This is a genomic window from Hyphomicrobium sp. (assembly GCF_036833075.1).
GTDB lineage: Bacteria > Pseudomonadota > Alphaproteobacteria > Rhizobiales > Hyphomicrobiaceae > Hyphomicrobium_C.
The window spans coordinates 1-23278 of the sequence record NZ_DAITQL010000064.1 but is presented as its reverse complement, the minus strand read 5'-3'; the positions used below and the strand labels follow the sequence as shown (position 1 = coordinate 23278).

The 23278-nt window shown below is 68.8% G+C and carries 17 protein-coding genes; 6 read left to right on the top strand and 11 right to left on the bottom strand.

The features are described from left to right. A partial coding sequence (locus V7082_RS16200) for a dCTP deaminase domain-containing protein (RefSeq protein ID WP_334150285.1) occupies positions 1-276 on the top strand: 276 nt, incomplete at its 5' end. A 230-nt stretch (positions 277-506) separates the two neighbouring features. Here V7082_RS16200 and dapE read toward each other — a convergent pair. The 3 genes from dapE to dapD form a co-directional block, all read right to left on the bottom strand. Further along, positions 507-1676 carry a succinyl-diaminopimelate desuccinylase gene (dapE, locus tag V7082_RS16195; RefSeq protein WP_334150284.1) on the bottom strand — a complete coding sequence of 390 codons (1170 nt, stop codon included), beginning with the start codon at positions 1674-1676 and terminating at the stop codon, positions 507-509. Next, positions 1673-2410, bottom strand: a complete 738-nt coding sequence (locus tag V7082_RS16190) for a hypothetical protein (protein ID WP_334150283.1) — start codon at positions 2408-2410, stop codon at positions 1673-1675. The genes dapE and V7082_RS16190 overlap by 4 nt, the downstream gene beginning before the upstream one ends. A gap of 116 nt (positions 2411-2526) precedes the next feature. Beyond that, the gene (dapD, locus tag V7082_RS16185) at positions 2527-3411 is read right to left on the bottom strand and encodes a 2,3,4,5-tetrahydropyridine-2,6-dicarboxylate N-succinyltransferase (protein WP_334150282.1); all 885 of its coding nucleotides are present in this window, start codon (positions 3409-3411) and stop codon (positions 2527-2529) included. Positions 3412-3586: 175 nt separating this feature from the next. On the opposite strand from dapD, the gene V7082_RS16180 reads away from it, so the two are divergent. After that, a complete protein-coding gene (locus tag V7082_RS16180; RefSeq protein WP_334150281.1) occupies positions 3587-4069 on the top strand; it encodes a hypothetical protein in 483 nt (160 codons plus the stop codon). A 9-nt stretch (positions 4070-4078) separates the two neighbouring features. Here the strand turns inward: V7082_RS16180 and V7082_RS16175 are convergent, their stop codons facing one another. Next, positions 4079-4741 carry a TlpA family protein disulfide reductase gene (locus V7082_RS16175; RefSeq protein ID WP_334150280.1) on the bottom strand — a complete coding sequence of 221 codons (663 nt, stop codon included), beginning with the start codon at positions 4739-4741 and terminating at the stop codon, positions 4079-4081. 68 nt (positions 4742-4809) lie between these two features. On the opposite strand from V7082_RS16175, the gene argH reads away from it, so the two are divergent. From argH to V7082_RS16155, 4 genes are all read left to right on the top strand, one after another. Further along, entirely contained in the window at positions 4810-6195 is a 1386-nt protein-coding gene (gene argH / locus V7082_RS16170; protein WP_334150286.1) for an argininosuccinate lyase, read from the top strand. A gap of 76 nt (positions 6196-6271) precedes the next feature. Next, a complete protein-coding gene (lptM, locus tag V7082_RS16165) occupies positions 6272-6472 on the top strand; it encodes an LPS translocon maturation chaperone LptM (RefSeq protein ID WP_334150279.1) in 201 nt (66 codons plus the stop codon). Between the two features lie 175 nt (positions 6473-6647). Continuing rightward, positions 6648-7919, top strand: a complete 1272-nt coding sequence (gene lysA / locus V7082_RS16160; RefSeq protein ID WP_334150278.1) for a diaminopimelate decarboxylase — start codon at positions 6648-6650, stop codon at positions 7917-7919. Between the two features lie 214 nt (positions 7920-8133). Further along, the gene (locus V7082_RS16155) at positions 8134-10836 is read left to right on the top strand and encodes a TIGR02302 family protein (protein ID WP_334150277.1); all 2703 of its coding nucleotides are present in this window, start codon (positions 8134-8136) and stop codon (positions 10834-10836) included. Between the two features lie 194 nt (positions 10837-11030). Here V7082_RS16155 and V7082_RS16150 read toward each other — a convergent pair whose 3' ends face one another. From V7082_RS16150 to V7082_RS16120, 7 genes are all read right to left on the bottom strand, one after another. Next, entirely contained in the window at positions 11031-12017 is a 987-nt protein-coding gene (locus tag V7082_RS16150) for a hypothetical protein (RefSeq protein WP_334150276.1), read from the bottom strand. 103 nt (positions 12018-12120) lie between these two features. Further along, a complete protein-coding gene (locus V7082_RS16145) occupies positions 12121-13194 on the bottom strand; it encodes an extracellular catalytic domain type 2 short-chain-length polyhydroxyalkanoate depolymerase (protein WP_334150275.1) in 1074 nt (357 codons plus the stop codon). A 199-nt stretch (positions 13195-13393) separates the two neighbouring features. Next, on the bottom strand, positions 13394-15571 hold the full coding sequence (gene pbpC / locus V7082_RS16140) for a penicillin-binding protein 1C (RefSeq protein ID WP_334150274.1): 2178 nt from the start codon (positions 15569-15571) through the stop codon (positions 13394-13396). A gap of 10 nt (positions 15572-15581) precedes the next feature. Then, positions 15582-20891 (bottom strand): alpha-2-macroglobulin family protein, encoded by a 5310-nt coding sequence (locus V7082_RS16135; protein ID WP_334150273.1) that lies wholly within the window; start codon positions 20889-20891, stop codon positions 15582-15584. A gap of 242 nt (positions 20892-21133) precedes the next feature. Next, positions 21134-21721, bottom strand: a complete 588-nt coding sequence (locus V7082_RS16130) for a hypothetical protein (protein WP_334150272.1) — start codon at positions 21719-21721, stop codon at positions 21134-21136. Positions 21722-22145: 424 nt separating this feature from the next. After that, positions 22146-22841, bottom strand: coding sequence for a phosphate regulon transcriptional regulator PhoB (phoB, locus tag V7082_RS16125; protein ID WP_334150271.1), 696 nt, complete (start codon positions 22839-22841; stop codon positions 22146-22148). A 27-nt stretch (positions 22842-22868) separates the two neighbouring features. Continuing rightward, positions 22869-23278 (bottom strand): phosphate signaling complex PhoU family protein (locus tag V7082_RS16120; protein ID WP_334150270.1); only part of this gene is annotated, 410 nt, incomplete at its 5' end.

The window sequence follows — 23278 nt, the reverse complement described above, 5'->3', positions numbered from 1 at the left end:
GAGATGATGCCGTTCAACCCGCTGGTCGGCGAGTTCCGCGTGCATTACGCGGGTTTCATGGACCCGGGCTTCGGGCATCGGGCGGCGGGCGGAGCGGGCTCACGCGTGGTCTTGGAAGTGCGCTCGCACACCGTGCCGTTCATCCTCGAGGACGGCCAGATCATCGGCCGGCTCGTCTACGAGCGCATGATGGAAGTGCCCGAGACGCTTTACGGCCGCGATCTCGGCAGCCACTACCAGGCGCAGGGGCTCAAGCTCTCGAAGCATTTCCGTTAGAGAGTTTCCGTTTCAGATGGAAACAGTGGTTCGACATGCGCAACCCGTCTGGACTCCGGCCTTCGCCGGAGTGACGTTGAGTTTGCGTAGCCCGCCTGCATACAAATGACGTCATCCCGGCATCATGGCGGAGCCATGCTCCGCATGGACGGCCGGGATCCAGACACGCCAATTGCTCACATGACCATGTTTCCACCTAAGTCGGAACGACTCTAGGCCGGATGCAGGCTTCAGGCCGTGGCGAAGTAGCCGGCGAGGAAGCGCTGGTAGATGGCGGTCAGCCGCTCGAGGTCGGCGATGGGCACGCGCTCGTCGACGGCGTGGATGGTCGTGTTGACGAGACCGAACTCGACGACCGGGCAGACGTCCTTGATGAAGCGGGCGTCCGACGTGCCGCCGCCGGTCGAGAGGGCCGGCGTGCGGCCGGTCTCTGCCTTGATCGCCGCCGCGAGCGTGTCGACGAGCACGCCGGGCCTGGTCAGGAACACGTCTCCGGTTCCGGAGAATTCGAGATCGTAGGCAGCGTTCAGGGTCGCGGCGGCTGCCGCGCACTCGGCGCGCACCCAGGCTTCGATGGTGGGGCGGCGCCAGGTGTCGTTGTAGCGGATGTTGAAGGTGGCGCGCGCTTCGGCCGGGATGACGTTCGCGGCGCGGTTCGGCACCGAGAGCACCGTCACCTGCAGGTTCGACGGCTCGAAGTCCGGCGTGCCGCGGTCGATCTCGGCCGCGGAGAGCCGGTCGAGGATTCGCGCGAGCTTCGGGATCGGATTGTCGGCCTTGCCGGGATAGGCGGCGTGGCCCTGCCTGCCGTGCACGACGATCTCGGCCGTCAGCGACCCGCGGCGCCCGATCTTGATCTCGTCGCCGAGCGCTTCGGGGTTCGACGGCTCGCCAACGAGGCAGGCGTCCGGCACCTCGCCGCGCGCCGTCATCCAGTCGAGCAGCTTCATGGTGCCGTTGATGGATGGGCCTTCCTCGTCGCCCGTGATGAGGAGAGAGATGGAGCCGTTGCGGCTGCCGCCTGACTCGAGGTGGCGCAGCGCGGCGGCGACGAAGCAGGCGACGCCGCCCTTCATGTCGACGGCGCCGCGCCCGTAGAGAACGCCGTCGCGGATCTCGCCCGCGAAGGGTGGCACGGTCCAGGCGGCGAGGTCGCCCGGCGGGACGACGTCGGTGTGGCCGGCGAAGCAAAGGTGCGGCTGCCCCGTGCCGATGCGCGCGTACAGGTTTTCGACGTCGGGCGTGCCAGGCTCGGTGAACGTCAGGCGATGGCAGGCGAAGCCCGCGGGCGCGAGCACGCTCTCGAGCAGGTCGAGCGCGCCGCCTTCGACGGGCGTCACGCTTTCGCAGCGGATCAGGGCCTGCGTGAGGGCGACAGGATCGGTTGCGGTGACGGTCATGTGGTGTTCGTCCTCTCGGCGTGCGCAGGCGCGTGGGGAACGTGGTCGCCCGGCAGCGCCTCGACGATGGTGATCTTCTGCCAGATCTTGTTCGAAAGATCCGAGGTCAGGAGCTCGATGGCGCCCACCGTCTCGACCACGACGGGGTCGCTCAGCTTCTCGGCGTAGAGGGCAGCGCACTTGGCGGTCAGCGACAGGAGCTCGGAGCAGTAGTCGAGGTAGCGGATGAGCTCGAACGGCGTCATGGGCCGCTCGGGGGAGCTTGCCGTGCGGAGCTGGCCCAGCATGCTCGGGTCCTTGGTCAACTGGTGCATGTCGATGACATGGATGATGGAGCGCAGCTCGTGCAACGCCTTGAGCGCGCGGTCGCGCTTCCAGCGCGCTTCGAGCGAGGCCAGGAAATAGGCGGCGCCGCCGAGAACGATGAGGAGGTTCACGCCGGCGTCGACGCCCTGCATCATCTCGGACAAATCATCGGAGGTCTTGAGCGAGGACGCCTCCAGGGCCAGAAGTGCGGCGAGCGTGAGAACGACCGCGAGCAACGTCAGGAGCGAGAGCCGCAACCCCCAGATCGGCTTCGACACGGCGACGATGCGCTTCGAAGTCTGCTGCGCAAGCGCCACCACCTCGCCGCAGACGCGGCTCAGGCCGGAGCCCGGAAAGCGCTGTCCGATGCGCGTCTCGAGCTCGGCGAGGGTGGCGATGATCTTGGCTGGGTCGAGAGAGCGGTACATTGGCGAGCCTCTGGACAGAGTCTCGTAGAGGTCCCTGGATGGCCGGGTCAAGCCCGGCCATGGTGGTGTGCAAAGGGAAATATGCGCGGCGACGAGGGCACCGCCGCGCCGGCGCGTCAGTCGCGCAGGAGGTCGTTGATGGACGTCTTCGAGCGCGTCTTCTCGTCGACGCGCTTGACGATGACGGCGCAGTAGAGGTTCGGGCCCGGCTCGCCGTTCGGCAGCGGCTTGCCCGGCATGGTGCCGGAGACGATGACGGAATAAGGGGGCACGCGGCCGAAGTGCTTCTCGCCCGTCGCCCGGTCGATGATGGTGGTCGAGGCGCCGAGGTAGACGCCCATGGAGAGCACCGAGCCCTCGCCGACGATCACGCCCTCGGCCACCTCGGCGCGGGCACCGATGAAGCAGTTGTCCTCGATGATGACGGGGCCGGCCTGCAGCGGCTCGAGCACGCCGCCGATGCCGGCGCCGCCCGAGATGTGGCAGTTCTTGCCGATCTGGGCGCAGGAGCCCACGGTGGCCCAGGTATCGACCATGGTGCCGCTATCGACGCGGGCGCCCAGGTTGACAAACGACGGCAGCAGCACGGCGCCGGGCGCGATGTAGGCCGAGCGGCGGACGACGGCGCCCGGGAGCACGCGGAAGCCGCCCTTCTTGAAATCCTCGGCGGTCCAGCCCGCGAACTTGGGCGGCACCTTGTCCCAATAGAACGAGCCCGCGGGGCCACCTGGGATGAGGTCCATGTCGGTCAGGCGAAACGACAGCAGCACGGCCTTCTTCAGCCACTGATTGACGACCCATTCGCCGCTCGTCTTCTCGGCGACGCGGGCTTCCCCCCGGTCCAGAAGGTCGAGCGCGGCCTCGACGGCCTCGCGCACGGGGCCCTTGGTCGCCGGGGTCACGCCGTCGCGGGCTTCCCAAGCCGTTTCGATCGTCGTCTGAAGGTCGCTCATGCTCGTTCTGGCCCTCTTGCTCGTCTGCAGGCGTTCATGACCGTTCATCCGGGGAGCTGTCAATGCTTGGCCCGCCCAGCCCCACCGGGCCGGGGCACGCCGGGCCGCGAAAGGCAAACCTCACGTTAACACGCGTGCTCTAATCTGACCGAGGTCATTGCGCGCGCGCCCCGTCGGCTGGGGATGCGGCGTATCGGATTTTGTAAAGCGTCGGGAGGTCGGCATGGGCAGACCCCAGGATCTCGGGGTGACGGGCAACGTCGTGACGGGCGGGCCTTGGAGCATGCGCGACGCTTATGTTGCCGAGACGGCCGTCGCCCTCGACCGGCTCGCGGCCAAGCTCGAGCGGCTCGAGCGGCGGGAGGAAATGCTCGCCAAACGGGTCGAGGAGCTCACCGATCACGCCGAACAGACGACGCGCTTTCAGGCGCTGGCGGAAAGCCTCAGAAACGCGCGCGACTACAAGCTCGACGAAGTGTTCCGCCTGGTGCGCGACGTGCGCGGCCGCGTCGACGCCATCGAAGGCCCGCGGGTCGCGTTCAACGCGCTCAACCACAAGACGTTCGCATCCGTAGATCGCACGCTGGCGGAGCTTTCGGCGGCGCGGGTGGAGACGAGCTTCGGGTCCCGGCCGCCGAGCGGCCTCATGGTGGCGTTTCTCGCGGTGGCGGCGCTCGCCTCACTCGCCGGCGTCATCTTTCTCTAGGTCATGACCCTAGTTGGATGCGGCCGGCGCCGCGATGGCGCTGGCGATAAGGGCCTTGGCGTCGGCGGTGTCCCATTCGGCGGGGCCCGGCAGGCGGCCGATCTCGCGGCCTTGCGGGTCGATCAGGATCGTGGTCGGCATGCCGATGGCCTTCAAGGCCGAGCCGGCGCGCGTCGTCGGGTCGGCGTAGAGCTTGAGCGACGTCACGCCGATGCTGTCGAGGAACTTGCGCGCCGCTTCGCGACCCGTGCGGTCGACCGCGAGCGCGACGACCTCGAAGGTCTCGGAGCCGAGCTCCCGCTGCAGCCGGTCGAGGGAGGGCATCTCCTCGCGGCAGGGCGCACACCACGTCGCCCACAGGTTGAGCAGCACCGTTTTGCCGCGGAAGTCCTTGAGCGTCCGGGGGGCGTCCGTCTCGTCGATGAAATTTACGTCGGCCAGGGGCTCGGGCGTCTTCTTGAAGACGAAGGCCGGCAGACCGGGCGCGCGCCGCCGCCCCTCCGCGGTGTCCTTGGCCGGGGCCGTGGGGGCCTCGGAAACGCCGGTGTTGTCAGGGCGGCCAAGCGTGCCGTATACCGCCGCAAAGCCGACAAGAGCCGCGACCGCGGCCAGGGCAATGACGGCCGTCGTGCTCGTTCTGGGTGCGCCGGACGGGTTTCTGTTTTCGTTCATCGCTCAGTGCTTCCGTTCCCTGGGTCTTACGGAGGGCCCGTTCCGTGACAGAGAAAAGCGCCAACAAGATGTGGGGCGGCCGGTTCGCCGCCTCGCCCGCCGAGATCATGGAGGAGATAAATGTCTCGGTCTCCTTCGACAAGGCGCTCGCGCCGCAGGACATCCGCGGCTCCAAGGCGCATGCAGCCATGCTCGGCGAGACGGGGATCATCACCAAGAGCGATGCGCGGGAGATCCTGAGGGGGCTCGACCAGGTGGCGGCCGAGATCGCAGACGGGAGCTTCGTGTTCTCGCGCGCGCTCGAGGATGTGCACATGAACGTCGAAAGCCGGCTCAAGGAGCTGATCGGCACGCCGGCCGGGCGGCTGCACACGGCGCGCTCGCGCAACGATCAGGTGGCGACCGACTTCCGGCTGTTCGTGCGCGATGCGACCGACGGGATCATCGCTGCCATCGGCGCCCTGCAGGCGGCGCTGGTCGGCAAGGCGGAAGCGCATGCGGCGACGGTCATGCCCGGCTTCACGCATCTTCAGCCCGCCCAGCCGGTCACGTTCGGCCACCATCTGCTCGCCTATGTCGAGATGCTGGGGCGCGACCGGGGACGGTTCACGGACGCGCGGCGGCGGCTCAACGAGTGCCCGCTCGGCTCGGCGGCGCTCGCCGGGACCTCGTTCCCCATCGACCGGCAGAAGACGGCCGAGGTGCTCGGCTTCGACCGGGCCATGGCGAACTCGCTCGACGGCGTGGCGGACCGGGACTTCGCGCTCGAGGTGCTGGCGGCGGCCTCCATCACGGCGGTGCATCTGTCGCGCTTGGCCGAGGAGATCGTGCTCTGGATGACGCCGCAGTTCGGCTTCATCCGGCTCTCGGACCGTTTCACGACCGGCTCGTCGATCATGCCGCAGAAGCGGAACCCGGATGCGGCGGAGCTGGTGCGCGCCAAGGTCGGGCGCATTGCGGCGGCGTTCCAGGGCCTCCTCATGGTGATGAAGGGGCTGCCGCTCGCCTATTCCAAGGACATGCAGGAGGACAAGGAAGCGACCTTCGACGCGCTGGCCTCGCTCCGCCTCGCGCTCGCCGCCATGGCGGGCATGGTCGGCGATCTCGAGCCGGTCAAGGAGGCCATGCGGGCCGCGGCCGGGCGCGGGTATGCGACGGCGACCGATCTTGCCGATTGGCTGGTGCGGGAGCTCAAGATGCCGTTCCGCGAGGCCCACCACGTGACGGGCGCCATCGTCAAGGCCGCCGAGGAGCGGGGGCTCGAGCTCGAGGCCGTGCCGCTCGACGTCATGCAGGCCATCGAGCCCCGCATATCGAACGGCGTTTACTCTGTCCTTTCGGTGGAGAACTCGGTACGGTCGCGCCGGAGCTATGGGGGAACTTCGCCACAGAACGTCGCGAAAATGGCGCGGGTCTGGGCGCGGCGCTTGGAAAAGGAGGCCGCCGGGCGCTAAAATCCGCCCGGTTTCCCTGCTAACCGCTGGATGTGCCGCGGTTCCTTTGGGCTGGTCGCAATTGGGCTTGATCGAGATGATGCGTTTTGCTCGCGCTGCCATGGCCGCTTCCGCGCTGGCGTTCACGCTTGCGGGCTGTGGCGTGCGCGGCGGCCTTGAGGCTCCGCCCGAGGCCAAGACGCAGACCACGGCAGACGCCCAGTCCGGCGAGGGCAAGCCCGAGGGAGCGGCGCCCAAGCCGCACAAGCCCTTCATTCTGGACGGTCTGGTCCGTTAGCGCCCCAACGTGACTTCTGCGAGCGTCGCCGCGTTTCTCCCGCCAGAGCCTTTGTTTTTCAGTATGACGCGTTTTCTTAACGCGAAGTGGTGTCCACTTCGCTTGAAAACGCTCTATAGGTGCGTCGCCGCCGGCGTCGGCCGGTGATTTCCTGTTTTCCGGGCCCCTCTCTCCCATGCATCACTTCGCTTATCAGGACGGCGTGCTTCACGCCGAGCATGTCAGCCTCCCGCGGATCGCCGCCGAGATCGGGACGCCGTTCTACTGCTATTCGACGGCCACGCTGGCGCGGCACTATCGCGTGCTGGCCCAAGCGTTCGAGGGCCAGGACGCGGTGATCTGCTTTGCGGTCAAGGCCAACTCCAACCAGGCCGTGCTGGCGACGATGGCGCGCGCGGGGGCGGGCATGGACGTCGTCTCGGAGGGCGAGCTCCGGCGCGCGCGGGCGGCGGGCGTGCCGGCCGGCCGGATCATCTTCGCGGGCGTCGGGAAATCGCGCGAGGAGATGGCTTATGCCCTGCGCGAGGGTATCTTCAGCTTCAATGTCGAGAGCGAGCCGGAGCTGCGGGCGCTCTCGGAGGTGGCAGAGGGGCTCGGTGTCACGGCGCGCGTCGCGCTACGCGTCAACCCGGACGTCGATGCCAAGACGCACGCCAAGATCTCGACCGGCAAAAGCGAGAACAAGTTCGGCATCCCCTACCTCGAGGCGCCGCGGCTCTACGCGGAAGCGCGCAGCCTTCCGGGGCTCGACGTCTCCGGCATTCATATGCACATCGGCAGCCAGATCACGGATCTGGCGCCGTTTCGCGATGCGTTCCGGCTGATGCGCGACCTGACGCTGGAGCTGCGCCGCGCAGGCTCGGCGATCCATCACCTCGACATCGGCGGCGGGCTCGGCGTCCCCTACCGCGGCGCGGACGAGGTTCCGCCGCATCCGGACGCGTATGCCGCGCTCGTCAAGGCGGCCCTCGGCGACCTCGAGGCGCGCATCTACCTCGAACCGGGGCGCATGATCGTCGGCAATGCGGGCATCCTCGTCACGCGCGTCCTCTACGCCAAGGCGGGCGCCGGCAAGCGGTTCACGATCGTCGATGCGGCGATGAACGACCTTCTGCGGCCCACGCTCTACGACGCCTATCACGAGGTCTGGCCGGTGCTCGAAGGGCGACTCTCGGGCCCGCGCACGCTGCAGGACATCGTGGGCCCGGTGTGCGAGACCGGCGACTACCTCGCGCTCGAGCGCGAGCTGCCCGCGTTCGAGCCTTCGGATCTGATGGCGGTGATGACGGCGGGCGCCTATGGCGCGGTGATGTCGTCCACGTACAACACGCGCCTTCTGGTGCCGGAGGTGCTGGTCGACGGCGCAGCCTACGCCGTCGTGCGGCCGCGGCCGTCCTACGACGACCTGATCGGCCTCGACCGCCTGCCGCCGTGGCTCGCGGGCTAGGTATTCGGCCCGGGTGAGGAAGCATTGACGGGCCGGGCCCGCGCCCGTGGCGGCGCCAAGGGGCCGTCTCGGGAGAAGGCACGGGCCCAATTCATCAAGCGCAATTCCCTACCGTTTTTCAGGGTGTTGGCGCCGCCGCGGATCCGGGCGAGGCCTGTGAACGTTAGCGGTTTGTAATGAACCTGCCCCCGGGGCCCATGCTAGGTTTGGTGCCATGGAGATGGATCAGGGGCCGCGAGCGGCCGATCGTTCGTTCGAGCGCAAGATCTGGCGCGCCCGCATGGCGGTCGTGCTCGAGCAGGTGTGGCTCAAGCTGTGGCTCGTCATCGCCGTCGTCGCCGTCTTCCTCCTCGTCTCCTATGCGGGCCTTTGGCCCCGCCTGCCGCTGCCGCTGCATGTGGTGGTCCTCGGGCTGTTCGGCTTGGCGCTCGCCGTCGCGCTCGCCTCCTTTTTGCGCGTTGCCTGGCCCTCCCGCGAGGACGCCATCCGGCGCATCGAGCGCGTGTCCGGCGTGCCGCATCGGCCGGCGACGTCCTATGAGGATACGCTGAGCGCGCCGTCCTCGGACCCCGCGACGCAGGCGATCTGGCAGGCGCATCGGGCGCGCATGGCGGCGCTGCTCGGCAAGCTCAGGTCCGGCAAGCCGCGGCCGCGTACGGACCGCTTCGATCCGTTTGCCATCCGCGCCGCATTGCTGCTCGGTCTCGTGGGCCTCACCGGCCTTCTCGGCGACCGCGTCGGCGAGCGCGTGCGGGATGCGTTCACGTTTGCCGCGGTGCATACCGATTCGCAGGCGCGGCTCGATGCCTGGCTGACGCCGCCCGCGTACACGGGACGTCCGCCGGTCATGCTGGCGGATGGCGCCGGCGGCGTGCGGACGCAGCCTGCCGCGGGAGGAGCCGACGCCGACGGCAAGGCGCGGCTGCCCGAGGTTCCGACCCGGAGCGTCCTCATCGTGCGCGTTGGCGGCATGGGATCAGCGCCGCTCACCGTCGAGGTGACGCCGACAGTCCCCAAGGGCGAGACAGCCGCCGCCGAGCGCTTCGAGGCCAAGCCCGAGACGGATGTCGGCGACCTCAAGGAGGTCCGCACCGAGATGACCCGCTCGGCGCGGGTGCGCGCGCTCGCCGGCGGGTCGGAGCTTGCCGCCTGGGACATCGTGGTGATCCCCGACCAGCTTCCCAGGATCTCGCTCTCGCGGCTGCCCGAGCTAACGCCGCGCGGCTCGCTCAAGCTCACCTACAAGGTCGAGGACGACTACGGCGTGGCCTCCGCCGGCGTGAAGCTCAAGAAGCTTCCCGATCCGCCGCGCGATCCGGAGAAGGCGTGGGCGCGACCCGAGCCGCTGCGTGGCCCCCGCGCGCCGCTCCTGCGTCCGCCCAAGCTTGAGCTGCGTTTGCCGCGGCCCAACGCGACCTCGGCAGAGGCGCACACCTATTTCGAGATGGCCTCCCATCCCTGGGCGGGCCGCAAGGTCGTCATGACGCTCGAGGCGAAGGATGTCGCGGGGCAGATCGGGCAAAGCCCGGGCTTCGAAATGATCCTGCCCGAGCGCCAGTTCACGCAGCCGCTCGCGCGCGCCATCGTCGAGCAGCGCAAGAAGCTCATGGAAGACAGCCGCTACCGCCCGACGGTGGTATTCGCGCTCGACGCCCTGACGCTTGAGCCCGACGGCTTCATCGACGATCCGCGCGTGTATCTGGGTCTCAGGACGGCGCGGTATCGGCTCTTGAGCGACCGTTCGCGGGCAGGCACGAAGAGCGTCGTGGACCAGCTCTGGCAGATCGCGCTCAGGATCGAGGACGGAAACCTCTCGGATGCCGAGCGCGCCCTCAAGGAGGCGCAGGACAAGCTCTCCAAGGCGCTCGAGAACGGTGCGTCCGAGGAAGAGATCAAGCAACTGATGCAGGAGCTGCGTCAGGCGCTGAACGAGTTCATGAAGCAGCTCGCGCAGGAAAACCAGGAGGGTGAGCCGCAGGACGGCCAGAACCCGGACGAGCAGTCGCTCGCCCAGGACGACCTTGAGCGCATGATGCGCAATCTCGAGGAGATGGCGAAAAACGGCGCGCGCGAGCAGGCCCAGCAGCTTCTTTCCGAAATGCAGGATCTCATGGAGCGCCTGCAGGCGGGTCGCCAGGACAAGGACCAGGCGCAGAAAACCCGCGAGATGATGAAGATGATGGAAGAGCTGGGCAACATGGTCGGCGACCAGCAGCAGCTCATGGACGACACGTTCGGCGAGCAGCGCGCGCAGGAGGACGGCGGACAGGGGAACGATCAGAAGCCGCCGCCCGGCATGAAGGGCATGGGCGGTGACGGGCAGCAGGGCGACATCGGCGCGCCGCCGGGGCAGTCGGATCAGGCGCAGCGCGGACGCGGCGGCCAGCGCGCGCCCGGCGGCGAGGGTCAGCAGGGGCGTGGCGATCAGCTCGGCCAGGGCGCGGGACGGCGTGGTCTCGACGACCTCACGCAGCGTCAGCGCGCGCTCAAGGACCGGCTCGGGCAACTGCAGAAGCAGATGCGCGAGAAGGGCGGCTCCTCGAGCCAGCAGCTTCAGGACGCCGAGGGCGCCATGCAGGGCGCCGGAGAGGCGCTCGAGCGCGGCGATCTCGAGGAGGCGACCGAGCAGCAGGGCCGCGCGCTCGACCAGATGCGCCAGGGTGCGCAGAACATGGCGCAGGAAATGATGCGCAACATGCCGCAGCGCTACGGTCAGTCGGGCGATACGCCGCGCGATCCGCTCGGACGCCCGCAGCGCACGCAGGGACCGGACCTCGGCACGTCGGTCAAGGTGCCGGATCAGATCGATGTGCAGCGGGCGCGCGAGATCCTGGAGGAGCTGCGCCGCAGGCTCGGCGAAGCGACGCGCGCCCCGGCCGAGCTCGATTATCTCGAACGGTTGCTGCGGCGCTTCTGACGCGCTGCTGTCTCATTTCGCTAGAGCCTGTTCGCCTCTGGCAGGCTCAGACGCGAGGCTCTCTGGTTTTTGGTTTGACGCGTTTTCTTAATGCGAAGTGGTGTCCACTTCGCTTGAAAACGCTTTAGGCTGCGGACGCGTGCGTGGATCCGGTCCCAGGCGTTCGCCCGAGTGAGCTCTGGTCCGACGGCGCGTCAGGGTGCGGCGACGGGGGCGGAGCGGATGCCGAGGCCGAAGATGCCCTGGTGGCTCACGAAGGTCGTGGTCAGACGGCCGCCGGGCGGCTCCGCGCCGGTCCACCAGTTCCGAAACTGGCTCCAGAGATCGAGCGGCAGCCAGGAGCCTTCGCGCTCGCTGAGCGGCATCCCGTAAGGTGCGAACGTGAACTTGTACTCGATGAAATAGGAGACGCGCGCCGTGCGCAGCTCGAGGCCGATCAGCGCCTGCGCAACGGGGCCCGCAAGCTGGTACTCGTAGGTCCTCTTGTCGGCGCTGGCGAGATGAACCTCGGAATGGGGCAGCGACACGCCGGCGCCGAGGCCGACATAGGGCTGAAGGCCCAGCGAAAAACTCGGCAGCCGCAGGAGGCCGTTCAGCGTCAGCATGTTGTGGCCGTGGCTCGCCTCGAGCTTGCGGAAGATATCGCGCAGCCGCGCACGCTCGGGCGCCGGGGCGCCGTTCAGCGTCCCTTGAAAGGTGACATCCTCGTCGAGGCGGGCGAGCGCCTTCGAATGGGTGAAGTCGAGCATGGCGCCGAGGCGGCCAGCACCGAAGCGGACGATGCGCGCGCCATAGTAGACCGGGTTGACGAAGGGCTTGCCGTCCCAGGCGACATCCCTGGCGGTGAGGTCGTGGAGACCGTCCTTCTTGAGCCCGACGTCGCTCGGGTAAGTGTAGGGCACGCCGCCGTAGCCGGCGAACATCACCTCGCGGCCGGGGGGGGCGAGCCCGGTGCGGGGGGAGGTGGTTCCGGCGGCCTCGTCCGGGCGTGACCCTTCGGCGGTCTGCTCGAGGACGACCGGCGTGGCGGCGACGGCCAGGGCGGCCGCGGCGAAGAGAGCCGACAGAGCCTCCGTCAGGCGCGTCGCGGGTTTGCCCCGTGCGCCGTGCGCCGGCCCGGATGTCCAGGCCCGGGACCTCCAGACGTGACCCGTCCAGGCTCGGCCCGTCGCACCTCGCATCGATCGATCCCCTCCGCGTCCCAACGCGGTCATGGTCTATCGGATCGTGGCGGCCCGCTCAACCCAGCTGTCGAGAGCGTTGCGGCCAGCGGCTCTGAGAGCATTAGGGGCGCGGCTTTCCGAGCTCTTCAAGCATGCGGTAGACGATCTCGATCTGCGGCGCCTTCCGCGTCAGATAGTCGTCGCTTGTGTAGCCCCACCAGTCCCAGCAGCCCTGCGGGTTGACGGGCGAGGCGGAGACCTCGGGAAAGAGGATGATGAGCGCGTTCGCGTCGGCCCAGTTGGCGTAGCCGGAGCCGCGCACGAAGGCATCGCCGGCCACGGCGCGGTTCTGGGTGCAGCCGTGGTAGGCGATGTGGACCCGGCACGTCGTCCCTCCGGCGCAGCTCGGGGGGATGTAGACCACGCCGCGCCTCGCCATGCCGTGGTTGGCTATTCCCTCCGCAAAGGGCCGCTGGTCGAACTCCTGGAAGACGCCTCCCGGCGTTGCGGCGCGCGCGGCCATCGGCCCGTAGATGTGCTGGAGGACGCTGCCCGCCTGGTCGTAGTCGCAATCGACGACGAACGGCTTGCCGGTGAGCTCGCACGACAAGCCGCCGGTGTCGGTGACGAAGGCGTGCCCGGCCGGCGTGTCGGTGACGAAGGCGAGGTTCTCTTCGGGAATGCCGAGCCCACGGTAATAGGCGTAGGCCGCCTCGACGATGGCGGGGACGACGGTGCGGTCGTTCTCTCCGGAGAAGAGATAGACCCGGTCCCCGAGGAGGCTCGACAGCGGATCGATGCGGCCGGCCTCCGCGAGGCTTTTCGTTTTCTCGACCAGCCGGGGAACGTCGGGGATGCCCCAGAGGGCGAGCGCGTTCAGCATGCAGCCGTTGACGGCCTTCGACAGATTGAGAAGCGCGAGGCCCGGGCCCGACATCACGTCGGCATAGGCGCTCTCCGCGCAGCCGTAGGGGCCGCCGGCGATGATGGCGGCGCCGACGACAACGCTCGCGTGGGCGACCTGGAACTGGCCGGCCATGTAGGCGCCGGAGGAGATGCCGGAGACGGAGGTCTGCGAGATGTCGGCGGCGAGCGCGGGCAGGCTGGGGACGGTCTCCTCGGCTTTGGCGGCGTGCGCCGCGAGCAGGGCGGCAATACCGAGCCATGTGACTAGGGCGGTCGCTGCTCGTCTCAAAGTGTAACCATCCTGTCGCTCTGTCGCCTCGAAGTGCAGGGCCCCCTCACCCGCGCAGCATGCGCTGCGCGACCTCTCCCCATCCATGCGAATTGGCTCCGCCATGACGCTGCGCGGGTGAGGGCGCGCTGCCCCGCGATCAGGCGAGAACCTTAGCGCGCCGGTTGCGGCTTTGCCATGACGGCCCGTCCTCATCCGGTCAGCGCAGGCGCACGGTGACGCGGTCCGCGCGGCCTTTGGCGTCGATGACGGTCAGCTTGGCGAAGCCGCGCCCGTCCGGCTGCCATTCCACCTCGCGGCGCAGGGGATCGGAGGTCACGGGGGCGCCGTCGACCATCCAGGTGAGCGGCAGCGCGCCGCCCTCGGCCTTGATGATCAGCGGCTCGGCCTCCCGCTCGGCGATGTCGAGTTCGGAGCGGTCCGGGGGGAAGGAGATCAGCACCGGTGGGTCCAGGAACGGGCCCTTGGCGATCACATCATCGGCCGGGCCTCGGAAGCGCTTGAGCGGCGGCGGCAGGGACGTGCCGGTCGCTTTCATGGCGCCCGCCGGGGCCGAGCGGAACGGCGCCGGGCGCTCGGCGATACGCGCAAAGGCGTCGAACAGGATCGGTGCGGCGGAGAGACGGCCCATGAGGCCGGGCGTCGAGGCGGCGTCCGGGCGACCGACCCAGACGGCGACGACGTGACGGCCGTCGAAGCCGACGGCCCAGGCGTCGCGGTAGCCGTAGGAGGTGCCGGTCTTGTAGGCGATGGCCCCGCCCTTGGCGTTCGGCGGCGGCGGGGCGTCGCGCAGGATGTCGGTCACGTACCAGGCCGAGACCGGGGTCAGCAGGCGGCGGCGCGCGGCCGCGGGCGTCGCTGCCGGCGCGTCGCGATGCCATTTGAGCGTGACCGGCTCGCCGCCGCGCGCAAGGTCGGCGTAGAGCGTCGCAAGATCCTTGAGTGTCATGCCGAGGCCGCCGAGGGCGATGGCGAGCGAGGGTCTGGTGTTGGCCGGCAACTGAGCGACGATGCCGACACGGCGGAAGCGGCCCATGAGGCGGCCGGGTCCGACGGCAGCCAGCACCTTCACGGCCGGGACGTTGAGCGAATTGCCGAGCGCCTCGCGGATCGTCACCGTGCCGTGGAACGCTTCGTCGAAGTTCTCAGGCGTGTAGGTGCCGAAGCGGGTCGGGCGATCCTCGATCAGCGTCTCGGGATGGGCGATGCCCTGCTCGAAGGCGAGGCCGTAGATGAAGGGCTTCAGGGTCGAGCCCGGCGAGCGGATGGCGTCCGTCATGTCGATGGCGCCCTGGCGGTCGCGGTCGAGATAGTCGGCGGAGCCGACGTGAGCCAGGACCTCGCCTGTCGCGTGGTCGACGACGAGCACGGCGGCCGACAGCTTCGGGCCGAGGAGCTTCGTCTGCTCGCTGGTCAGCTTTTCGATGGCGGACTGGATATTCCGGTCAAGCGTCAGGCGATGGACGCGGGTCGCGGGATGCGCGGCGACCTCGGCTTCCGAGAGGTGCGGGGCAAGCTTCAGGACCTCGAGGCGCTTTCGGGGAACGCGCTCGCCCTTGGCCCGCTCGGCCTCGGCCTTGGACAGCACGCCCTCCTCGACCGCGCGGTCGAGCACGCGGTCGCGCGCCTTGTGGGCGGCCTCGTTGTTGCGGTCCGGGCGGCGGCGCTCGGGCGACTGAGGGAGCGCGACGAGCAATGCGGCTTCGCCAGCCGAGAGGTGCTTCGGCTCCTTGCCGAAGTAGGCAAGGGAGGCCGCGCGCACGCCCTCGATGTTGCCGCCGAACGGGGCGAGGCGCAGGTAAAGGCGCAGGATCTCGTCTTTCGACAGCGTCTCCTCGAGCTGCAGTGCGCGGGCGATCTGGCGGAGCTTGCCGGCACCGGTGCGCTCATGCTTGCCGTCGAGCAGGCGCGCCACCTGCATGGTCAGCGTCGAGCCGCCGGACAGGATCTCACCGTGGCGCGCCAGCAGGTAGCTCGCGCGCAGGATGGCGCGCAGATCGACGCCGCCGTGGTCGTAGAAGCGCTTGTCCTCGTAGGCCATGAGGATCGCGAGGTAGCGCGGATCGACCTCGCTCACCTCGAGCGGCAGGCGCCAGCGGCCGTCCTTGGTGGTGAAGGCGCGCAGCAGGCGGTTGTTGCGGTCGAGCACCGTGACCGATTCCGCTTCGGCGGCCGCGAGCGGAAGCGGGCCGATGTCGCGTTTCACGATCTCGAGCGTGACGCCTGCGGCGGCGACCGCGAGGGCCACCGCCGCGAGGGCACAGGCGGCAAGCCGCAGAGGCAGGGGGAGCGGCGTTCTCCATCGCGAGGTGCGATCGGGGGTGGCGGAGGCAGCCTTCTCTGCGACTTGCCGTTTTTTGGGGAACGAGAAAATCATTTCTCGTTCTCTAGCTCTTCGGCTTCACGACGAGGGTCCCCGCACCGGTGCGCGCGTAGCGCTCGGGTCGGTACATGTCCTCGATGGTCGCGGCCGGGTGGACGAAGGAGCCGGGCGTCACGGCGCGCACGACGTAGGCAACGGTCGCGGTGGCGGCGGGCGCCGTAGCACCCTTCGAAGCCCTATTGCCTTCCTCCTCGCTGGCTGTCTCGTCGGACCCTTCCTCGGACTCGCTGCTGCTGCTCTGCGCGCCCCAGAGGTCGAAGGCGGCGACGAAGCGGTCGTCGCGGAACTCGGTGTGCTCCGGGCGGCGCGTCGTTCGCAACCAGTCGAGGCTCTTGATGTCGCCGCTGTCAACGAGGCGCGGGTTCTCGATCTCGAGCCCGGCCGGCAGGCGGTCGACGAGGAGGACGCGGCCGGCGGCCTCGTCGCTCTCGATCTTGAGGACGGCGACGAGGCGCTCGTTCTGCGCGATCTCGCTCTTGCCGCCGGTGGCGCTCGCGAGGTCGATCTCCTTGCCGTCGAGCGTGTAGTAGGTGCGCGTGATCGTGAAGCCCTTGGCGACAGCGGGCTCGGGAGTGAGCGAAGCGCCGATCACGGAGACGACGGCATCGGTCTCGGTGTCGCCGCTGTTGGTGATCGTGACGCCGGTCTCGACCTCCTCGGGCGACAGCGCGCGGATGAGGGAGCCGTCCACGGGGGTGCCGTTGACGGTGAGCCTGGAGCCCGCCGCCTGCTCGCCGAGCGCATGCGCGGCCAGCAGCATCCAGGCCTGCTCCTGTGTCGACGTGTAGGTGCGGGCGAGGTACGCCTTGGCGATCACGTTGACGAGGCGCGGGGTCTCGGACTTCACGATATTGGTCTCGGATGCGAGCGTGACGAGGGCTGCGCCGTCGCGGATATCGGAGCCGTAGTCGGAGCGGGCGAGGCGAAGCTTGTCTTCGTCGGCGAAGGCGTCCAGGGCAGCCTTGAACGCCGTCTCGGCACGTTCCTTGTCGCCGACCATGGCAAGCGCGGCGCCGAGCTGCGCCTTGGCGAGCGGGGTCGAGAAGCGATCAAGGCGCGTGTCGGCGTAGTAGCGCAGCTCGCCGACCGGTGCGCGGCCGTTGCGGGCCAGCACATAGAGGGCGTAGGCGCGCTCCTCGCCGCCGGTCGAGAAGTCCTCGCCGTTCAAGGCGAAGTTCTGCAGCCGGTCGAGCGCTTGGTTGAAGGGGAGCTGGCGTACGTCGTAGCCGGCTTCGCGCGCGCGCGTCAGGAAGTCGGTGACGTAGCTCGTGAGCCAGAGGTTGGCGTTGCCGGGGCCCCAGCTTCCGAAGGCGCCGGATGAGTCCTGCATGTCGAACACGCGGGCGATGGCGCCCTGCACGCGCTCCTTCAGGGCCTTGTCGGCGCCGAGACCGATGCGGGCGGCAACGGCGTTGGCGTAGACGAGGGGTAGGGCGCGGGAGACCGTCTGCTCGGCGCAGCCGTACGGATAGCGGTCGAGCGCGGTCAAGAGGCCCGGCACGTCCATACTCGCGGCCGGTCCGACCGAGAGGTTGACGGTCGTGCGGTTGCGGATCAGGCCCGCGAGCAGGTCCTTCGACAGCGTGAGCTTGCCGCCGTTGCCTGCGAGCTTCGCGACCGTCGTGCGCTTGATATCGCCGGCCGGCGGCTTCACGTCGAGCGTCAGGCGGCGCGACAGTGAGAGGCCATCCGGGCCCGCGACGCGGACGTCGTAGAGACGCAGGCCGACGTCGGTCGGCTTGAAGGTGACGATCTCGGATTTGCGCTCGCCGCTCTTGAGGTCGACTGCTTTCTCGGCCAGCGCGGTCTCGCCCTCGGTCTCGTCGATCAGCTTGGCCGTGTAGGTGCCGGCCGGGCCGTCGACGTTGTGCAGCGAGAGGTCGACGCGGGCCTCGTCGCCGAGCGTCAGGAAGCGCGGCGCCGAGGCGGTGAGCGCCACGGAGTCGCGGACGATGACATCGCTCGTACCGTGGCCAACCTTGTCCTTGGTCCATGCCACGGCCATCACGCGCACGGTTCCGTTGAAACTCGGCAACGGGAAGGTGACGTTGGCGGTGCCGTCGGCGCCGACGGTGACGATGCCGGAGTAGTAGGACACGGTTTCCTCGACGGGCGGGGTGCCCTGGAGGCCTGCGCCTTCCATGCCGTCGCCGCCGGAGCGCAGCTTGCCGCGCTCGGCCCGCATGCCGTCGATCAGGCGGCCGTAGAAGTCGCGCAACTCAAGTGCGAGCTTGCGCTGGGCGTAGAAGTGGGCTTCGGGCGCCGGGACCTGGTAGCGCGTGAGGTTCAGGATGCCGACGTCGACGGCGGCGATCGTGACGCGTGCTTCCTCGCCGGCCGTGAGGCCGTCGACCTTGACGGGGATCGAGAGATCGGTCGCGCTTTTGACCTTCTCTTCGGTCGCGACGCTGACCTTGAGCGTGCGGTTGGCCTGATCGACGCCGATCCAGCGGACGCCGATGGCGCGGCTCGGCATGCGTTTGGCAACCTCGTCCATCGGACGATAGAGCAGCGCGGTGGCATAAGCGCCGGGACCCCAGTCGTCGCCGACCTTGATGTCGACGTCGCCGCCGCCCTTCGGCAGTTCGATCTCCTGGGAGGAAAGCAGGCCGCGGCCGAGCACGGTAACGAGGGCCTTGCCGCCCTGCCTGGCGGCGATGCGCAGCTTTGCGGTTTCGCCCGGCTTATACGTTGCCTTGTCGAGGGCAACGTCGAGCATCTCGGGACTCTCGGCGGTCTCGCCGCCCGTGTACCAGCCGGCGTTGAAAACGACGCTCGACAGCGTGCCGCCCGTGTCGGCGGAGCTCACCTCGAGACGATAGCGGCCGTAATCGACGTCGGCGGAGATAGCGGCGGGCGTGTCAACGGTGGCGTCGACGGCGCCGTTGGCGATCTTGCGCGTGATGGTCTGGCTCTCGTAGGTCCAGTAGCCGTCGCGGCGGTACCACTGCCACGAGGTGTCGAGGCGGACGAGGTTCCAGTCGAGATGTGCAGGCGTAGGCTTGCCGTCGGCGTCGAGCAGGACGACCTGGAAGTTGGCCTTCTCGCCTTCGCCAAGTGCCGTCGTGTTGAACTGCGGCTTGATGCCGATACGCGGCGTGTCGAGGCTGACGGGCAGCGTGATCGTGCGCTCGATCGTGCGGCCGCCGTCCTCGCGCAGGCGCACGATGACGTTGGCTTCGAGGGACTTGGCGGTCTTGGGCACGGCAGGCAGCGCGATGGTGAGCGCGGCCTTGCCGTCGGCGTCGGTCAGCGGCAGGCTCTCAAGCGGCTGGCGCACGGGGCTCACGGTCTCGTCGGCCTCGCCGAAGCGGTAGCCTTCGAAGCCCGCGAGATCCTTGGCGGACGGCTTGACGACGATGTCGCCTTCGAGGGCCATGCCGGCAGCCGGCGGGCCGTAGAGGAAGCGGCCGGAGACGTCGATGGTCTTGGTCTCCTCGGGCGCGAGCTTGCCGGCGCCTTCGGTGAGCGTCATGTCGAGACGCTCGGGGACGTAGTCCTCGACCAGGAACGAGACCTGCGTGATCGGGTCGGCGTTCGGATCGGCGTGCAGCTTGGCGCGCCAGGTGCCGGTCATGGCGCCGCCGCCGAGCGCAAGGTGCAGCGTGCGGCCGCCGATCTCGTTGTCGGTCAGCGCGTAGCGGCCGTGCTCGACGCCATCGGGGCGCACGACGATGACGGTCACGGGCAGCGTTGCGGCAGCGCCGGTCGCGTCGCGCACGAGGGCGGTGACGTTCACCTCCTCGCCGGGGCGATAGACGCCACGCTCGGTGTAGAGGTAGCCGTCGAGCGGGCCGGGTGCGTCGCGGCCTTTCACGCCGCGGTCGGAGAGATCGAAGGCGTTGCTCGTGAGATCGAGGAAGGCGTACTCGCCGGTGCCGTTCTCGGCGACGAGGATGGCCGGCGCGTTGCCGCCCTGGCCCTTGGACTGGCCGGGCTCGAAGCGCACGTAGCCGGTCTTGTCGGACTTCGCGGTGGCGAGGATCTCGTTGTTGCGGGCGACGAGGCGTACGGTCACCGCGGAGACGGGCTCGGCGCTGGCGAGCGAGCGTACGAAGGCATGCACGCCGTCGTCGCCGGAGAAGGCGGTGAGACCGAGGTCGGAGACGATGAACCACTGGGTCGCCTGCTCGCGCCAGATGTCGTTGTCGCCCTGCTCGGCGGGGCGCGCGATCATGGCGTAGGCGCCGGGCTTCAATTCGCCGATGGCCTCGCTGACGGGGAAGGCGACGGTGACCTCGGCGTTGAGCTTGCTCTGGACCTCCAGCTCGCCCTTGTAGACCTCGCTGCCGGTGCGGCTCTTCAGCTCCTCGAGCTGGTAGCCCTGGAGCTGACGGTCGAGGTCGCCGTTGCCGAGGGCATTGGCGAGGCTGCGGTCGCCGATGCGGTAGACCTCGATCGCGACCTTGCTCGTGTTGACGGCGACCAGCGGGATGCCGTTCTGGCCGCGCGTCGGCAGCACGTAGCTCTTGCCGGTGAAGTGCACCATCGGCTTGCGGTCGGGAACGTAGACGGCGAGCGTCACGGGTTTGGCGAGCGGCTCGTTGACGTCGGAGGGCAGGCCGGCGCGGACCTGGATCTCATAGCGTTCGCCGTGCTCGACGCCATCGATGCAGAGCTGGCTGCCTTCGACGGAGACCGACTGCGGGTCGCGGCCGTTGACGGAGACGAACTTGGCAAAATCGGTCTGCCCGCGCGAGAGGTTCTCGGAGAACTGGACGCAGACGCGCGGCTGAGCGGCGTCGCCGTCGGTGGCGTAATCCGTCATGCGGAAGCCGTGCTCGGCGCGCAGCTTCTCGTAGGCGTCGCGCACGTCGGCAGCCTCGACGAGGGAGAGGCTCGATTTCATCGCATCGATGGCGGGGCGCCAGTAGGAGCGGCGCTGCATGGCCTCGCCCAGCACGGCGAGGGCGCGTGCCTTCATGGCGGGATCGCTCGCGAGCTTGTAGGCGCGGTAGGCGGCGCCCGAGGCGTTCACCGGGAGATCGTAGGTCTCGGACTTGTCGGGGTCCGGCTTGATGGCGAGCAGGGCCTTGGCGAGGCCGATCCAGTTCTCGGGGCTCTTGCGGTCGGTGGCGACGGCGATCGCGAAGCTGCGCGAGGCGGCGCGCGGGTCGGGCCCGAGCAGGCGCTCGGCGGCGAGCCTGACCTCGGCCGCCTGGCGGCCGTCGGGGCGCCAGGTGTCGCGGATGTAGGTCTCGTAGCGCTCCGCGTCTTTCTCGACGCCCTTGTGCGCGAAGGGGCGCTCCTCGGCGCCGGCGGCGAAGCTCACGAGGAGGAAAAATCCGATCAGCAGGGATTGGAGGGCGCGCATTGCGGGTCACCTTGGGCTCGAAGCGGATTGGCCGGCTGCCAAATCTCGCTTGCGGACACTACCATTGGGGGGCCGGGCCGCGTGAAGCCCATCAGGGCCGAATGATCAAACGTTGGCGGAAAGCGCAAATTTACCGGCAAGTTCCGCCCGATGCGGGAGATTGACCGGGTCGGCGCGCAGCACGAAAAAAGCCGGAGCGCGGGCTCCGGCTTCGATTGGCTTTTTCGGGCCTTGAGATCGGTTCAGTGGCGGATGGGAAGCAGGTGCGGCGTCGCCATCGCTTCGGCACCGGCGATCAGCGAGGGGTCGAACAGGCTCGCCTGACGCAGTCCCGTCCACCTCGGCTCGGCCGCCAGGCTGCCGGACGGGCCGGTCGCGTGCCAGATCTGGGCGAACGAGCGGGCGGCATGGCCTGCCGTTGCCGGGTTGTCGGAATAGAGTTCGTAGGCATCGCGCTTCAGCGGATCGCGGCGCATGCAGTCGCCGATCCAGGCGGTCGCGCGGTCGAGCACGAGCTGCTCGTGCGCATCGAGGAGGCGGAGGTCGGTGACGAAGCGGCACTCGGCGCCCTCGATCTTCTCCGTTTCTGAGCGGCGCGCGAGGATGGCCTCGATACGAACGCCGGCCGCGGCCAGCTCGGGGGCGAGCTCGTTGAGCGCCCGGGCCGCTGGGCTCTCGGCCGACAGCGCGAGCAGGCGATACGCGGTGAGGCCGGACGCCACGCCCGAGGCGCGGAGCCCTTCCACGTGGGCCCTGATGAAGGCTTTGAGCCGCGCTTCCTTTTTCTCCCTGGCCATGACGTTCGGACGTGTGTTTGGAGCGAAGCGCATTCGTTTTGTCCTCGATGGGGAGCGAACCCAGGTCCAATCCCGTCGTGCAGTCGTGGCGTCATTTAGGCGACAAGACGGTTAAGCAAGTGTTTTCGTCGGCAGCGGTCGGACGGTCGCGCGCGCGCCGGACGCGCGGGCCTGCGGCGCCGGCCGTCGCGCCGTCTTTTGAGAGTTCTATCGAGCTTTCGTCTGCAATCGTCTCATTGCGCTTCATAACTTTCGATCGCCCATTTGCGACCGATGGGTCGTCCGATGCGGGTATGCGGACGGCTTCGGGCGGCCGCGCGCGCCGAGGTCGAGAAATTTTTTTCGAGGCGGCTGGAAACCGGCCGTACGCTGGCAAAGGGAGGCAGGGAAAGGTCGGTCGCCCGTGTCCACAGGCGCCGGTGTCGGCCTCGCCGGAGGGCGGAGGCGCTGGCGCATCTCAGGCGCTGTTGCGCTCGCCGAACACGTAGCCCGAGCCGCGGACGGTGCGGATCGGGTCGCGCTCCTTACCGCGGATCAATGCCTTGCGCAGGCGGCCGACGTGGACGTCCACCGTCCGCTCGTCGACATAGGCGTCACGGCCCCATACGCCGTCGAGAAGCTGGGCGCGCGAGAGCACGCGACCCGGGCTTTCCATCAGGAACTCGAGCAGGCGGAACTCGGTGGGGCCGAGATGCACCTCGCGTAGGCCGCGCGTCACCTTGTGGGCTGGACGGTCGAGCTCGATATCGGCAAAGCGCAGCACCTCCGCCATGCGGTCGGGCGAGGCCCGGCGCAGGATGGCCTTCACGCGCGCCATCAGCTCGGGCAGCGAGAACGGTTTCACCACATAGTCGTCGGCGCCGGTTGAGAGGCCGCGGATGCGGTCGCCCTCCTCGCCGCGCGCCGTCAGCATCACGATCGGGATCGACCTGGTCTCCATCCGCGCCCGCATGCGCCGGCAGATCTCGATGCCGGAGACGCCGGGCAGCATCCAATCGAGCACGAGGAGGTCCGGCTTCTCCTCGGCGACCAGGATCTCGGCCTCCTCGCCGTTCTCGGCATGGGCGACGCGGAATCCCTCGGCCTCGAGATTGTAGCGCAGCATCTGGGCCAGCGGCGCCTCGTCCTCGATCAGCAGTATCTTTGCCGTCATCGTCGGTTGCCCATGGCTTAAGACCGCTCAATCCTTCGAGAACAGGGTCGAGCTGGTGTCGTCGCCCTTGGGGCGATCGTCGGTGATGTTGGTGCCCTTCACCAGGAAGTGGATCGTCTCGGCGATGTTGGTCGTATGGTCGCCGACACGCTCGATGTTCTTGGCACCGAACAGGAGGTGGGTCGAAAGGCCGATGTTGCGCGGGTCCTCCATCATGTAGGTCAGGAGCTCGCGGAACAGGGAATTGTACATGGAGTCGATGTTCTCGTCCTCGCGCCACACGGCGAGCGCGCGATCCGCGTCGCGGGCGGCATACGCATCGAGCACGTCCTTGAGTTGCGCGAGCGCCAGCTCGCCCATGTGGCGTAGGCCTGTCATCAAAGGCTTCGGATGCGATTCGTGCGCGATCGCGAGCGCGCGCTTGGCGATGTTCTTGG